Origin of the sequence: Pseudoalteromonas luteoviolacea CPMOR-1 (genome assembly GCF_001625685.1) — a bacterium.
In the GTDB taxonomy this organism is placed as follows: Bacteria; Pseudomonadota; Gammaproteobacteria; order Enterobacterales; family Alteromonadaceae; genus Pseudoalteromonas; species Pseudoalteromonas luteoviolacea_K.
The window spans coordinates 156,070-171,698 of record NZ_AUYC01000018.1 but is presented as its reverse complement, the minus strand read 5'-3'; the positions used below and the strand labels follow the sequence as shown (position 1 = coordinate 171,698).

Below are 15,629 nucleotides of genomic sequence, written 5' to 3'. Positions count from 1 at the left end.
GCAGCCGAATTTAGATATGTGATGTAATTTTAAGCTTGCTTAATACACTCGCTAGTTAACACATGGATTGACTGGTTAACCATTTCTGCCACAGTTCGCCGCCAAAAGCAGTTTAAAACAGTAGCTCACCATATTAGAGGGCGTGACATTATCGGTAAGAACACACTGAACAACAGCTCCAAAGGCGATAGAGATCAACAAGTATTTGGTTTCCATCGCCACTCCCGCAATTTAACAATAAGATATTGACTTGCGTGTTTGTCAATCACCAAACACTAACTTATTCTTATCTAGATCTCTGATATACGCCGAAAATTTAGGGCCCCGCTGTTTTGGCTCGCCTTCGCAGCTTCCACCAAGTGCCAACGCTTTATGATAAAGCCGTGTCACCTCATCGGCACTGCCTACGTTAAACCCCAACATCGTGCCATTACCATTAGTCGCCACTTCTTGATTAAACGGTATGGCTACAGCAAATGCAGCATCAGGATCTTCAGCTTGCCAAAATGTCATTCTATCGGTTGCATAAGTTTGCGTAAATGGCGTGTGCTCAAATAGTGCATTGTAAAAATTAATCGCTGCAGGCATATCGTTTGTACCCACAACAAAGTAGTTCATTTTCACTTAGTTTTTCCTTTAAATGGATTAGGTTTTCTTGGTTAGGCAGTATATATTTTCCCCCTGACACCCCATGTCAGGAGTGTCTATACCCTAGCCTTATTTGGCCTTTAGTGAAAAATACCGCTTTGATATATAAATAACAGAAAGCCCAGCGAATGCTGGGCTTTAAATTTTATAAAGTAGAATATACAATCTAATTACTTTTATCATGTAAAAAATAGATTAGCATTCAACACCAACCAATATAATCTCATCAAATTTACTTTCGGTTTTATATCCAGGTGGACATGCTTTATTGTGCCTATCTTCCCCTGTAATTATTAAAAACGAGTCAGCTGAATGACCGCTCCCCCAAGTAACATGACACCTCTGTACTTTTCTAGGGGCAAAACATTGTCTGTCTAGCTTTAGTAATTTATTGGAAGATAAAATATTATTTACAGCCTCAACACTTTTAGAAATAATGAGATCACTATCAATCTTACCATCCACTGCGGTTTTTATGATATCAGACGAATTATTTGCATAGGCCTGTGCTTTTTTTGAATTAGTAAGCGCTTTTTCAGCATCCAGTTTGGCTAGATTTGCTTGTGCCTTAGCTTGCTCGACATCAGATATTCCATCTGCAAGTTTATTAACCATTGCAGTAACTACTATTTGTGCATCAAGATTCTGCTCTTTAATTCTTTCATCAACCAAATGAATCAGTTTGTTGTGTATATAGCTGTATGACAATGCAATAAATATTGCAGCAATTATTGCTGCCAATACAGAATCAATTATGTTTTTATAGGAATTGTATGTAGTTTTAAGACTCTCTATTGTAAACATTGAACCCCCTAAGTTAACCATTCAAACACATAAATGACATTGAAAATTACAAAATGTCAACAAAAATCATTAGGGAATACCTAACAACCTGCCCTAACGCTCAAAAAATGAAATTAATCGAGTATTGTAAAAACAAACAAAAGTATTTTGATAAAAAGAGATTCTCGAATGAAAACCCTATAAAAGGGATTAATAAACGCTTCTAGTGCATTTCTTTGAACGTGTATGAGTAATGGCTAAAATTACCACAAAAAAATTACTTGAAAATTTTAATTTTATGAATTTTATATAAAATACTAGTAACTCCACTTCTCCTTACTTTGTTCTTGCATTCTACGTAAATCAAGATGCAAAAACATGATGCTGGTACACTTAGCTTATATTTAAAAGGCACATATCGACGCCATAATCTTAACCACTTAAAAATAGAGTTTACAATTTTTCACTACAATACCGCTTATCAGAAAAGCTATGTTAGTGTATGTTTTTAATAAAGTTATCATCCACTAGAAAGAGTGATTTCCACCCTTTTTTCTGACAATTATTATCGTATTCATATAACATGATCTGCATATCAAGATTTGAAGCGCTCCCCTTTACACTCTATCTCGGAAATCTAAAATTAAGAATTCGTATATGTTCAATATCACGCCAAAAAAGGATAAGTAAACAAACTAAAATGTAGAAGATTAAAAACAAAATGGATATAAATAGGCACCAAAATATTGGTTGTTTTTTGATAGGCATAAGCACAGCCCAAGCCAAGCAGCGAAGCTATTAAGGTATAAGCTAAGCCACCCGGAAAATGTACAACACCAAACAAGACTCCTGAAAAGACAACCGTTAACCAAAAACCAAATTGGCGATGTTTAAAAGCTTGATAAAATTGCGTTTGTATAAATCCCCGAAAAAATGCCTCTTCTGCATAACAAGTGATAAATAAATTTGTTATCACCCAACCCAGTAAAATTGGGCTCAGCTTTGGGTCCCATTCAACCAAACCGGCAAAGACCCCACCAGCTAACCCACATAAGATCACCAATGTTGATACAGCAAAGACCTTCACGGCATCTTTACCAGCAGAAGATTGAGCGCGCGGTACAACCAAAGCCATCAAAGCAATGGCAACCATCAACTTGTCAAAATTTAAATGCTTCGAGAATGGCACCGCATTATGACTCACTTCATACGACTCAATCACTAACGGGTTATTAAAACCGGGAAAGGCATGCACAAAAAACAAAATGGATGTAACAAAAATACCGATCCCAAGTAGCCAACGCACACCTGCTTGCTTGAATAAGCTGAAGCCAAAACTCATCGCAAATAAGCTGAAGATCCCGAGCAAGCCAGCAACATCAACAATACCAAAATAGTAAGCAAATACGGTCGATAGGACAGCCAAAGCAACTGCAGTACGATGCAGTAAAAAAGTAAGGGCACAAATAGATAACAATGCTGGAAGAAAAGCAATGACGATACCAGCGTTTAACGTCAAGCCGAATAGTTCAAAAGGTGAATTCATCTTCAATGCTGCTTAATTGGTATTCTTTCACACATAAATGGAAAAAATATTAATTTTTACAACATTGTACGTTAAAGCACCTCTTGAACTATATTTATTTTTAATTTCAATTTTTGCCCAGCAAAGCCAGACTAAAGATTAATTACATATGATTGCTGTTGGGCAAAATACTGGCGCAGTATGGCAGGCACCATAATCCTTGCTGTATGCCGATGCACCACCACCAATTTGGCGTGTTTGTTTATTATTTAAATTTTTATGACTGCTTAGTTCTTTTAAATTTACTTTGTTCAGCTTCATACTAATTCCTATTTAATTTTCAACCTTTATCAAGTAGACAAGCGCATTTCTTTATTGCACTTATCTAAACACGACTTTGTTCAATTAATAAGCACAATGCAAGTTGAAAATATGCGTAATATACATCTAAAAACATATAGGCCTTATTTAACAGCAACTTATAAAGGTTGAAAAATAATCATCTCCCGTAAATTAGTCAGTATTGATGAAGGGTAGACTTGAAATTTATTTTTACACTTAAAACATAAAATAGTCATAATAAGCAAAGTCCAAACAGGGGGTGAGCACGCATTGCAATAAATAGATTTACATCGTCAGCTCAAACTGTGTTTGGGCAACTACGTTGCCATTTACCTGTAATTCCACAGTGTGTATACCTGGGTAATAAGTGCGTGTTGTGATCGGTTTAATGGTATGCTTCTTTTTTACTCTTATATCGCTATGCGCTGCCAATTCAATTGTTTTCCATTTAAACACTTTAGGTGATGTTGAGCCATTGGCCTTTTGATGATGCACAATATAATCTATCATCAAAGGCTGAGTCACGTCACTGCTGCTTGAAAGTTCAGCAACTAACTCAATATGACTGCCAAACGCAAGAATGGGTGAGGACACGCTTAATGTCACTGATGACAATGCCACCTCAGCATAGCCCAATGCGAGTAACGTTGGTTTGTGCCCTTCCTTTATCAATGTTCGACATGCATGCTTAATGAGTGCGACGCGCTCAGGTGAGGCATTTTTAAGCCAGCTTTTCGCTATGTTACACACCGTATCGGGATGATCTTTGGAAATATCATTGAGGTTATTTGCCACAGAGCGCCTAACATATTCACTGGGATCGTCTTTTAATACTTCCAACAAACCAATTACAGGGTCTGGATCCTCGACATATTTTTTTAGTCTCAAACCCCATGGCAATCTAGGTCTGCACCCTTCACTTGCCAACCTTCTGACATTTAGATTGTCATCACTTGCCCATGTTTTCATCACATCTAATGTGCGCTCAGGCTCCGCGTCTAAAAAATGCCGTATCGCAAATTCAGATGTATTGCGCTTCGTCATTTCTTTTAGCAGTTCCATGGCACGCTCAAACTGTTCCTGGCCTTTATTAGCAACGTATTGTGCCATTGGTAAAATTGCCCAACCCGAAATACCCCGTTCATTGCTCGTTGCTAAAGTCCAATCTCCCTGGATTTTATCTCCTAAAGACTGCTCAATAACCCTTGCAGCGGCCTCAAAATCATCAGGTAGATACGCAGCCATCGCCTCACTGATCCGCTGGCTTCGTTGTTTAAATTCCAATTCGTCGAACTCTTTCTCGACATGTGAAATAAAGCCATCAGACAAAAATTCAGGGAAATTACGACTAAAATGTAGCGCCATAAGACGCACAAGTTCTAAATTAAAAACGTTTTTAAAAGGTTCTGGCATTGGGTTTAAACTCTTGTGTTAACAGTCGGCTTACTCGCTTGTAAAATAACACAAAAAATTTAGCTAATGCATTAATACCTAAAATTGTAGGCACACCAAATGAAAATCGAACGCTACAATACGTTTGCCCGTAAACGACCGGATGATCTTGCCTGTCCTCAGTAATTGGCTAAACAGAGCTTTAAACACGCCTGCTCCAGATCAATTCTCCTTACTATTTCACACGAGTTGTCTTGAACATGTAAGCACTTGAGATGTAAACTAACTGTAACATCAATGTTCCAAAAAGGAGCTTCTCATGGATAAATCTAAACCTGTTGTACAGACTCATAGTCAGCATAACAAAGCAGAGGATGCATTAGAGCAATTTACCAAACAGAATAAAGAGCAGATCCCAAACGGTCCGATCACGAGTGGCAAGTTCTTTGAAGCGTTAAGCGATATTTATGTGAGATATTGTGATATTTCTGCCAAGTTAGTTAGAAATGATAAAAAAATAGTGGCATTTAGTGTTGACTATGAAACCCGTAAAACAGATGGCTTATGGAGCACTCACCCTTGTTATAAAGTGCACTTTTCTGACCAAGAAATTTTGCCATTTTCAATTTCAAAACCGTTAACTACGTAAATTTACTAGGTTTAATACGCTTAATGTGTACACGATGCCAAATACTTGGCATCGTGGTTACTCAATTGATCTTCAGCTATTTTACACCAAGTAATATTCGGTCATTATTATCATCTTCATTATAGATATGGTCGGCTCGAATTAATTAAACCAACATATCATGACGCCTCACCCTCTAATAATGGTCTAGCCATAACGAAAACAGGGCAAATTTAGAACAAAAAGATTACCGCTATCATGATATTACACACAATGGTGACTACTGTTCTATTGCCAACCTCAACCCTGAATAGCCAAAGATTGACTGATGATTGTCTTACTCGTTAAGTCGCACTTGCTTTCAATGAAACACGTAGCTTAGAACCGATAACCAAGATTCCAAAGTAACCCGACTTCTCTTTCCTCTTCATACGTTACCTTGCTAAAAAGCAGACTATACTCATCCCTTCGAATATAACCTATGCCCGTACCTATCTCCCAACCAGAGTCGTGAAATCCATTAAAGTGGTAAGTATAGGTCAACCCTAAAATATCTGTTTTATGATTAAATATGGTATGAAACCGTCCAAAGTTAATACCCACAGAATGATGGGGCTCATCTGGTAATTGAAATTGTGCCCCTGCGGCCACGCCAGGAATCCCCAAGGCTGCGAAATACCTAATGTCGTCGACTTTGACCGCGGCCTGAACACCTAACACCCCTGCATACTGTGACCCAATTCCAGCTGCCAATTCAAACTCTGCAGAGAAGGCCGAAAATGATGACAGCATCATCGCAACGGGGAGTATTTTTTTTCGCATTAACTGGCTCCTTATAATGCGTAATAATAAAAAGGTAAATAGAAATACTATCAAAAAACGACGACAATCTAATTTAGCATTTAATAAAACGCAATTGTTTTAAGCCAAAAATCACTCGTGCTAGCTAAAAACAATGCCTCCCATAGGAGATTTATAAGACAATAACTCACTAGGTGAATAATACTAATTACCTAACATTTGTTTTGAACCTAATAAACTGATAATTTATTATTGGTCTTTATATTAATTTATTTAACAAGGAAAGTTTTATCATGAATGTTCATCGAAGGGGGCGTATTTTAGAGCTGTTTTTACCCCTACTCTTTGCAAAGTACCTTGCAAGATCTCCCAAACTGCTTATAGGAATAATCGTTTTTTTAGTATTATCCATCGTTTTTATTATTCAAATCGCGGCATTTGCAATTTATTCATTTCTTTTTGGCACACTCCTATTTATCGGCTGGCGATGCTGGCGTGCAACTAAACGACTGTTTAAAAGACAAAAAAGTCATAATCAATAAAATCGTGCCACCCCGCACAACGAGGTGACAGGATTGATTACTGTACAAGCTGGTAACTGTTACCTAATTCATCTTGCATTACATACGCTATACCGCCAACCGCAGTGACGTTTAATGGCTCGGTCAAAATACGACTTGAATAGTGCCAGCCATCGGGTAAGTTTAGCCGTGTTTCTAACTCCTTTAAGTCGTCCATTTGCAATGACGCATCCGAAATACGGCTAAACGATTGCATCACGTAAACTTGGCCTTGGTTGTCGGTAATTTCATAAACACGTCTGCCTTGGTAAAAATGCCATGTATTATTTCTAGATACTTCTGCGGCAACATATGGCGCTTGTTCACCACCTGCCACACTCAAATCAGCAGTTGTGAGCAGGCGCATTTTAACATCGCCAAATTGACGAAACTCAGTGTCTGCATCCAGCGAGATTGTGTCACCACCTCGGCTTTCATCCACCACAAAAAAACGTGGACCATTCGGTATTGCGCTCAACGCATCATATTGCTGTGCAACTTCATCAAAATCAATGGCATCCCACTGAGCCTGACGGCACATATCAACGCCAGGGGTGCCCCATACTTGCGAAACGACTTTACCGTCTTGCTGATAAGGCAATAAAATTTCACAGTAACGCATGTTGTAGCTTGGGCCCCCTGTGACAAGTGGTTCTTGCACTGCCGTCGATTGCATAAATGCTAAAAAGTGCAGCGCCAAGTCCTCCCCTACATCATCTTGAATAAAATGCCCCGCAGGAAAACGTCGGTGATCAGCCCCGTCAGCCCCTGGAACATGGTTAACCCACTTTTGTTGGTTAGATTCGCTTCCAAGTCCCTTATCGTACTCACCGGCGTTAAACATAAATGGATTATGATAAGCCCCTAGTGTTTGCCATGCAGGCAGCGTTTGCACCTCAATACCAGATAACATAGATGGAAATGCACGGATCGCCGCTTTATAGTGCACATTTGGATACGGCGCGTTGTATGCTGTGACCTCTGTGTCGCTCAATTCAATTGCTGAAAGCTTTTGCACCACATCACCCGCCATCAATTCGGGCACACTGGCAGCATAATCGATCCACTGCTGAAACCCCTCTACACGATCACTGGACCGCGAATCAAAAAACGTACTCGCATCTGCGGTGATTGACTCATCAATCTCAAAGCTAGGTAACAGATATGGATTACTGCCTGTCGGAATAATTGGCATATCACCATTGGCGACCACGATTCTAGCAAACCGCTCAGACATATTACCCGCTATTCTCAAACCAATAAGACTGCCCCAATCTTGTACAAACAAATTAATGTCTGTGAGTTGCAATTGATTAATAAATGCCTTAGTCCAAGCCACATGATGCTCATATTGATGCACAGAGGTATTCACAGGTTTATCTGATTTACCCATCCCCATATTATCCAGCGCAATCACGCGATAACCAGCATCTGCTAAGATTGGGATCATTTTACGATATAGATATGACCAACTTGGCTGACCATGAAGCATCAGTACCACCTCACCCTCTTTTGGTCCTTCGTCAACATAATGTAATCTCAGTCCTTCGAGCTCTATATAGTTAGCTGAAAAGTCATAGCCGGGTAAGTCATCAAAGCAGGTATCTGGTGTTCTAACAAACTCCACGCCTTTGGCTGTAGTCAACGTATTAATCTCAGCCTTTAAACACGCATCGCTCAATGGGCCTGTAGACGGCCTCGTCTCAACCGATGATTGAACAACGGTTTCTTCTACAGAGACAATTTCATCATCGTCATCGTTACATGCCACCAATAAGCCGCTTAGTAAGCACACCCCAAGTACTTTTTGTAAAGCCACCACAGAGGGTGTCAACTTTAACTGTTTTTCTCGAATGCTATAAACCATGTTTGTTTTCCTTATGTTTCAGCTGACAATTGCTTGTCGTGTTGAGACATAGGAATATCACCGTAAATAGCTGTGACGTAGTCAGTTGTGTGCAGATGGTGTAAAAGTCTGTATCAATGGTGTTTTCGCGGCGTATCATCAAAATGCGTTTACTTGTACCATGCAACATATCGTTAATTGCAGGCATATTAAGTGGATAAATTAGATATACCATCGAATCAAATTGGGCTATATAACAAAAGAAAAACGCAAGCTTTGATATTTTTACTGATTTGGCCTTGGTTCAATATCTTGCTGCTGTCGAGCGTATTACTTGTGCTTGATGTCTTCACACTGCATTTATTTGCTCAGGCTACATTCAAGGTTTGGAGCGGATTTTGCGCAGGTTATCTGTTGTTTAATATTTTAGAACCTGTTTTAGCGCGGCTTTTTACTGTAAATTTGCGCCATAATGTTTGGCTATTTAGACCGTTTGTCATCATTATATTCTATGCGCTGATTGGCCCTATTGTGAACTTGCCCATCAACAGCGCTGCCCCTCAAGTGACTTTTTTACCGATTGTCATTATGTTACTTGAAACCTTGGTTTACATTGCGGTGATGCTCATGTTTAAACAGCAAACTTATCACTTTCAATCACAATTACAGACACAAAAAACAGAACTACAGATGCTGAAAATGCAATCTAACCCGCATTTTTTGTTTAATACATTGAACCTCATTGCCAGCGAAGTGACACACAACCCACAAAACGCAAAAGCCTTAATTTACGACTTGAGCGACCTACTACGTCAAACCATTCAACAGGCCAAACAGCAATTTATCCCACTTGAACAAGAGCTAAAACTGGTAGAGCTGTATTTAGTTTTGCAACAAAAGCGCTTTGCCGACAGGTTCACCTTTGATATTGATTGCCATAGTGCATTGGAACCGTTGTCTGTCCCCTCTTTACTCTTATTGCCAATTGTTGAAAACGCTGTGAAATACGGCATTGCACCCTTCGCAAAAATGGGCCACATCAGTATCATTATTGAAGAACAAGACACTGAGCTGCTGATTGAAGTGCAAGATACTGGCGCTCAATTTAATGACAGTCTTGTTGTACAAGGTGAAGGGCTGCGCATCACAACTGAAACCCTCAAATTACACTATCAAAACCAAGCCACATTTGCGTTACAATCCAGCGATGAAGGCACCAGTGCGTTTATCAAATTACCGCATAATATTGAGTAAATATGAATACTAAAACCGTGATCATTGTCGACGACGAACCCGCTGCAAGACGAAATTTGAGAGATGTGATCCATAATTTTGCTGAACTACACATTATTGCTGAAGCTGCCGATGGCAAATCTGCCATTGAACAAATCATGATTAAACATCCTGATATCGTCTTTCTCGATATTGAGATGCCAGAATTAAATGGCTTTGATGTTGCCAAAGCCACCCAAGATGTAAACTATCAGCTAATTTTCATGACCGCATACGAGCATTATGCCCTCAAAGCCTTTGATACCAAAGCCATTGATTATTTGGTCAAGCCAGCAAGACCTGAGCTCGTAACAAAAAGTATCAATAAGATTATCCATCAACAGAGCTGCTACCACACTAAAAAATCCATCGAGCGCCTTATCCTCAGCGATCATGCCGAGCAAAAAGTCATTGAATTTGACCATATCAACTTTATCGAAAGCATTGGTCGATATCGCCGAGTGCATTTAACCAAGCACGGTGCTCAAGCGCATAATACTGAGACCATTATCTCTGAACACACTCTCGATAGTTTTGAAGCGCAGCTACCAAGTTCGCAATTTTATCGCCTACACCGAAGCTACATCATTAGTGCTATACGGCTCATAGAACTTAAATACCAAAATCGAAAGCACTTTGTGCGACTTGCTAGTACCGACGCACACATTCCTGTTTCACGCAGCTTTGTCGGCACTTTAAAAGCGCATATTGCTCAGAGTAGAAAACGAGATAAATAGCACTTCACTTTTAAACAAACATCTGCAACTTTTGACTATTTTTTCACTAAAAATAGGGCTTTTTCACACACCTTTTATACTTTATCTTACCTAAACTTTTTATAAATACTTTTATAAAGTGCTAATTTATAAGGCTTTTTGTTAAATTTTGGTTGCAAATAAAAATATCAACTGATAATTTACGACAATCGATTAAGGAAGAGGTACAAGGGTGTGGTGGTGAGTAGCACAAGAAGGATCAAAACAGAAAACTTTAGGGCGTACGTCCAACGCTCAATGCGACAGCTACGCAAAGAAAGAAAATGGACACAAGAGCAATTAGGAAAAAAGCTAGGCGTTGACCAAGCGTCTATTAGTAACTATGAGTCTGGCAAAACAGATATGACATGCACTCAACTATTTGAGCTATTTCTAATATTTGGTAAGGATTTGAGTGGCGTATTCGAATTTAAATCTTCGAAATTACAAAATACAAATAACACTCAAGAAGAAAAGGAGTAATTACAATAATGTCTGAACTTTATCCTCTTGCAGATCAAGCTCTAGTTGCATTCGCTATCATTGGAGTGTTTATCAGTTGGAAAAACCCTATAGCAATTTGGTTTTTTATATCGTATTTGATGGTAATCTCTATCGACCTAACTTTTTCGAGTATTAGTTTTGAATGGAAGGTTCACTATTATATATTCCAAGCAATCCTTAACGTTGCCTTTATAATACCAATCGTTTATCGTAGAAACTTAGCATTGTTTCTATACCATAAGACTGATGCAAGCTTTTTTAGGCAAGCTTATGAAAAGCAAACGTTAACTTCCCAAGAATGTATGATTCTATTAATATTCCTTGGTGCTGCAGTAGTAAATATATTTACATGGCTTGAAGTACTTGCTTATAAGCATTATTGGATTGATAACGCTTACATCAAGCTCTACTTTAGAAACAATATTATTATGTTGATCCAACTTGTTTTATGCGTTTGTTTTATAGCTTACGCTATGCAATCAAAGTCGAGGGACTGTAATTATGAAGCAACTAAGTGAAGAACTTTTAATGAACATTATTGGAGGTAGTGCAGACGCACCTGGGCTACCTCATAGGCCACAGTTTATTGAACTTCCAAATAGTAAGCCTGAAGTAAAACACCAAGAGTAATATAGCACCTAACTCTTGTGGTAAAGCGCTTTAAAGAAAGGAATTAAATAATGAAAACCTTGCATATTAAGTTATTGAAATCTATTTATGGTGGCTGCAGTCATACTAAGTCCCCTGATTTACCTGAAAGAAAGCAAGCATTAGAATTACCAAGTGGCAAGATTTAATAATGGAATTGTTAAGCCTTAAAGCATTGGAATGTATCTATGGCGGAGTTCATTGAAGTTCTCCTAGCACTCCACCTAGAGCCAAAGCAATTGAGCTGTTTGGCATAAACCAATACAGCAATAGTCAGAGAGATAAATAACTTTTCTCTTAAAGAGTAAGCCATCACTGATGCGCTTACTCTTATGAATATTTACATATTTCATCCACTATAAAACTCTTCTGACGACTCGACACACCTAACCGCCTGAGCAAAAAAGCGCTATTCGCCCCCGCAATTTTTTCACCTTATAATTTAAATTCTGCTTTTTTCCCTGCGCCAATCAGCTGCTGTTTTGGCTGCACTAAGCTGGTATAAACTCGGCCAAGCGACTTTGGCAGTACCAAAGAGACAACACTTAACTGTTTATGGGGTAATACGCAGCCAAGTCTGAAATAAGCGCGGCTATGGTTTCCTTTGTGAAGCTGAGCAATCTTTGCGGGAAATTGATTCAGCTGGCAACAGAGTAATACACCATTAGCCTGAATTTTTGTATGTGTAAGAGTAAGCTCCTGTAGCTGTTTACGCCTTTACGTGCTCTGATTGCCCATCTTGCAATACCTACTCTATATCTTGGCGCAACTAAGCCTCATTATTATGTAATAAGCTCAGCCAATGACTAAAGTCAGTATTGACGAGTACATCTATTTGACCGTTTAAACGCCTCTATTATCTAATTTGTACAAGCTAACAGTATTCACATGCCGGTTATAAATAAGCACACCGAGCTCACCCACAGCAGAGTAGCCATACACGGCTACTCCATTAATGGTTACACCACTTGCTGCATAATCAAACGAAGGAGCAAAATTATACTCAATCAACTTAAAACCCAACCTATACCCCAAGACAGAGACATAGTAAAAACCACCGCCCACGAGACTTGCCTTAAAACCATTTTGGATGCAAATCGCCACTGCATTTCCCGAATAATCGTGAGTAACGACACGATACAAGGCAGCATCACTCCCGCCAAATACACCGCACATAACAATTGAACGTCTGTGATTTCAGCAATTTTTAGCCCTTGTGTACTGCTATCAATTAGCCCAATGGCCAAGCCATCTTTACGAATTGCACCTAAAATCACCGCAATTGCCGCGCCCTCTGGTAAATTCACCACACTCATCAATGGTGCTATCACGCCAATTAATGCATCGAAAAAGCCAAGCCACGCTAAAAATCCAGCAGCTAAACAGATCCCAACAAAAAGCGGAAATGCGGTCTTAAAAAATGACTTAAGTACATCGACCATTTCATTGACTGCAAAACGCCAATTAGGCGGCTGTAAAAAACCTCGGTTCAATAAGTTATGAGATGCCGCTGCTTTTCGTTGTGCCGCAGAGGTTGTCGCAATCAAATAAATGCACGTAGTCACGGCTAAAATGATCAAATACGGTAAGGTTAAATAAGGCTTGCCCGCTGCGGAGAACACCGCAACAGTGGCTGGCAATTGATATGAGCAAGCAGAACCAAACGATATCGCTGATACACAGCTCCCCCTTGTACAGCAAGAGCAATTACGGGTTTGAATTATCGCAGGTACATTGCAGCCAAACCCCATGATCACACGCACTAAATCACGACCACTTAGTCCGAGTTTGTGCATAACAGAGTCCAAACGATAAGACAACCTATCTATCAGCCCTGTGGTTTTATACAAGGAAATAATCATCGAAAAAATGACCACCGTCGGCAATGCATACAAGATTAAAAACGGCAACATAGACACCAAGCCATAATCCCCCACCAGCATATGATTAAATGGCTCTGGCAAATGTGAGAGCTTTGATTTAATTAAGTCGACTGGCCGTTCAATCGTCGGGTATAGCCAATCGGCAAGTGTATTTGCATTGGTCACGGCCAGCCAAGCGGGCAGCACCAGTAATAAAAAGGACAACAGCGGAGCCAAGCCAGTTTTTTCGAAAAACAATAGCTTGGGTGTTACCGACCAATTAGCAGACAGCGTTGGGGGACTTTTTGGAAAACGAGATGGACGTGATAACGCCCGCTCGATTTCTTGCAGCTGTTCATCTGTAATATGTCGGTTATCAACAGTTACCCAAGCCAAATTAGTGCTTTCTCTAAGTATCGCAAGCTCCTCTTGTACGCCAGCCTTGTCTTTGACCACATCCCAATATGTTAATATCACGATGCCTGTTTGCCCTTTTGCCAGATGCCACAGGTCAGATAAATCACTTTGTAAATCAGATGCCTTGAGCGTCAAAATAATATGTTCACTGGTTTTTAATCGGCTCAAAACTTGGGAAGTCACCACACTGTCCATACTGGTTTGAATACCAGGCGTATCGGTGATTGTTTGGCCATTCCACGTGTACTCTTTGCAAAATAAAGAGCTGCCTTGAAAGTTGCTTTTACCCGATTTTTTACCAATTAGATTTTCTGTGAATGCGGTTTTCCCCACGCTCTCTTTACCAATCAATAACCAATTATTTTTTTGCTTTTGCTCTGGGTAAAAGGTTTGTACATCAATAAACTGCGTCATTAGCAGAAGCACTCCTGCTGCTTGCAACAGTCCATATCTTCGAGCACCATGCCCGCTTGGCGATAGTGTTTCATCACCGACATATCAAGCTCTAACTCTGAGCCAATGACCCTGCACGGTGCTGCAAATCGGCCTCTGAACTTATAGATAAAACACAGCAGAGTTGGATCATGATAAAGCCTCGGCCCTGCTAAAAATAAATTTCTGCGCTTAGTCGACTCGTCAAATGCGCTCACCCACGGATAGCCATTGTCTTGATAGACAAACAAATCAGACACAGGTCCAAGATCCATCTCAAAGCCAGTACAGTTGATCGGTGGAAATGGCGTACGTACCTCATTGCCGTCGGTAGACTGGACAACATACTCATCGCCCTCTTTGTACACAGAGCTGACTTCAAACTCGCCGTCGTAGTCAATGTCTTTATTGTCTGCAATCGACTTCATACGCTCCATGGTATACGGAGATAAAACCTGGCTGGGGTCGTAGGTATCGGCGTCATTTGGCTTACAATCAAGTAGCGTGACTTTATTTGCTGATTTTGCCAAATTAAATGTCGCATCTACACCACTCTCATAACCGCCAATGACCACATAATGGCCCTGCTCTAATGCTTGCCAATCACGAATATGAGTATTGTGCTGACACAGCTCAGCGCCACTAAAGGCATTCATACTCGGAGATTGAAATTCACCACCCGCCCAAATTAAAAATTTACACTTAATCTCAGAATCACTTGTGCGTAAATAAAATCCATCACTTGGTCCTATCGATGAGACTTCCAGTAGCTCAGTCTGTGTTGTGACCGGAATTTTGTAATGGTTAACCACCATGCTTAGATACTTCGCATACTCTTTGCCGCTTAAGTGTTCTTTTCCTGCGTTAAATGCAGGGGAAGTATCTGGGGTGATGGCATTTAAGTCTGTCTGATGATACCCGTTACATGGGAAAGAAGGGGTAATAAAGCGCATGCTCTCTGGCCACCTTAAAAAGCTCTCCCCCACTTCGCCTCGTTCAAGCACCATGAGTTCTTGATCTTCAATCCCCATTTGCTTTAATAAAGCTGCACACCCAAGCCCCGCAGGACCTGCACCAACGATTACGACTTCCGTTTTGATCATGTGAGGTTCACCTATTCTGTTAAAACTTAATTTTGATACGATATAACACAACAATATACACAAGTGTAAATGAGAATTCATCGCATTAATGAATTAATCTTGCTGGTCGTA

At 39.9% G+C, this 15,629-nt stretch carries 16 protein-coding genes; 6 read left to right on the top strand and 10 right to left on the bottom strand.

Annotation, left to right across the window (positions count from 1 at the left end):
- Positions 1 to 261 precede the first annotated feature (261 nt).
- The 5 genes from N473_RS06845 to N473_RS06830 all read right to left on the bottom strand — a co-directional run bounded on the left by N473_RS06845 (position 262) and on the right by N473_RS06830 (position 4,711).
- A complete protein-coding gene (locus N473_RS06845; protein ID WP_196766378.1) occupies positions 262 to 618 on the bottom strand; it encodes a VOC family protein in 357 nt (118 codons plus the stop codon).
- A 225-nt stretch (positions 619 to 843) separates the two neighbouring features.
- On the bottom strand, positions 844 to 1,452 hold the full coding sequence (locus N473_RS06840) for a hypothetical protein (RefSeq protein WP_063367255.1): 609 nt from the start codon (positions 1,450 to 1,452) through the stop codon (positions 844 to 846).
- 646 nt (positions 1,453 to 2,098) lie between these two features.
- Positions 2,099 to 2,977: a CPBP family intramembrane glutamic endopeptidase gene (locus tag N473_RS06835; protein ID WP_063367254.1), complete on the bottom strand. Its 879-nt coding sequence runs from the start codon at positions 2,975 to 2,977 to the stop codon at positions 2,099 to 2,101.
- A gap of 138 nt (positions 2,978 to 3,115) precedes the next feature.
- A complete protein-coding gene (locus tag N473_RS26115) occupies positions 3,116 to 3,277 on the bottom strand; it encodes a grasp-with-spasm system A modified peptide (protein ID WP_155735542.1) in 162 nt (53 codons plus the stop codon).
- Between the two features lie 306 nt (positions 3,278 to 3,583).
- The gene (locus N473_RS06830) at positions 3,584 to 4,711 is read right to left on the bottom strand and encodes a DNA alkylation repair protein (protein ID WP_063367253.1); all 1,128 of its coding nucleotides are present in this window, start codon (positions 4,709 to 4,711) and stop codon (positions 3,584 to 3,586) included.
- A gap of 298 nt (positions 4,712 to 5,009) precedes the next feature.
- On the opposite strand from N473_RS06830, the gene N473_RS06825 reads away from it, so the two are divergent.
- The gene (locus N473_RS06825; RefSeq protein ID WP_063367252.1) at positions 5,010 to 5,339 is read left to right on the top strand and encodes a hypothetical protein; all 330 of its coding nucleotides are present in this window, start codon (positions 5,010 to 5,012) and stop codon (positions 5,337 to 5,339) included.
- 357 nt (positions 5,340 to 5,696) lie between these two features.
- On the opposite strand, the gene N473_RS06820 is transcribed toward N473_RS06825, so the two are convergent.
- Entirely contained in the window at positions 5,697 to 6,140 is a 444-nt protein-coding gene (locus N473_RS06820) for a hypothetical protein (RefSeq protein ID WP_063367251.1), read from the bottom strand.
- Positions 6,141 to 6,698: 558 nt separating this feature from the next.
- Positions 6,699 to 8,546, bottom strand: a complete 1,848-nt coding sequence (locus N473_RS06810; RefSeq protein WP_063367249.1) for a haloalkane dehalogenase — start codon at positions 8,544 to 8,546, stop codon at positions 6,699 to 6,701.
- Positions 8,547 to 8,738: 192 nt separating this feature from the next.
- On the opposite strand from N473_RS06810, the gene N473_RS06805 reads away from it, so the two are divergent.
- From N473_RS06805 to N473_RS26840, 5 genes are all read left to right on the top strand, one after another.
- Positions 8,739 to 9,779, top strand: coding sequence for a sensor histidine kinase (locus N473_RS06805; protein ID WP_063367248.1), 1,041 nt, complete (start codon positions 8,739 to 8,741; stop codon positions 9,777 to 9,779).
- A 2-nt stretch (positions 9,780 to 9,781) separates the two neighbouring features.
- Positions 9,782 to 10,534 (top strand): LytR/AlgR family response regulator transcription factor, encoded by a 753-nt coding sequence (locus N473_RS06800; protein WP_063367247.1) that lies wholly within the window; start codon positions 9,782 to 9,784, stop codon positions 10,532 to 10,534.
- A 219-nt stretch (positions 10,535 to 10,753) separates the two neighbouring features.
- On the top strand, positions 10,754 to 11,035 hold the full coding sequence (locus N473_RS06795) for a helix-turn-helix transcriptional regulator (protein WP_231099533.1): 282 nt from the start codon (positions 10,754 to 10,756) through the stop codon (positions 11,033 to 11,035).
- Between the two features lie 8 nt (positions 11,036 to 11,043).
- Positions 11,044 to 11,574: a hypothetical protein gene (locus N473_RS06790; RefSeq protein ID WP_063367246.1), complete on the top strand. Its 531-nt coding sequence runs from the start codon at positions 11,044 to 11,046 to the stop codon at positions 11,572 to 11,574.
- Positions 11,558 to 11,686, top strand: coding sequence for a hypothetical protein (locus N473_RS26840; protein WP_269202332.1), 129 nt, complete (start codon positions 11,558 to 11,560; stop codon positions 11,684 to 11,686). The genes N473_RS06790 and N473_RS26840 overlap by 17 nt, the downstream gene beginning before the upstream one ends.
- Positions 11,687 to 12,547: 861 nt before the next feature.
- On the opposite strand, the gene N473_RS06785 is transcribed toward N473_RS26840, so the two are convergent.
- The 3 genes from N473_RS06785 to N473_RS06775 are packed head-to-tail and all read right to left on the bottom strand — an operon-like array spanning position 12,548 to position 15,518.
- Positions 12,548 to 12,715 carry a hypothetical protein gene (locus tag N473_RS06785; protein WP_155735541.1) on the bottom strand — a complete coding sequence of 56 codons (168 nt, stop codon included), beginning with the start codon at positions 12,713 to 12,715 and terminating at the stop codon, positions 12,548 to 12,550.
- Complete coding sequence (locus N473_RS06780) at positions 12,712 to 14,397, bottom strand: nucleoside recognition domain-containing protein (RefSeq protein ID WP_063367244.1); 1,686 nt, start codon at positions 14,395 to 14,397, stop codon at positions 12,712 to 12,714. The genes N473_RS06785 and N473_RS06780 overlap by 4 nt, the downstream gene beginning before the upstream one ends.
- Complete coding sequence (locus N473_RS06775; protein WP_063367243.1) at positions 14,397 to 15,518, bottom strand: NAD(P)/FAD-dependent oxidoreductase; 1,122 nt, start codon at positions 15,516 to 15,518, stop codon at positions 14,397 to 14,399. Before N473_RS06775 ends, N473_RS06780 begins: the two co-directional genes overlap by 1 nt.
- Positions 15,519 to 15,629 lie beyond the last annotated feature (111 nt).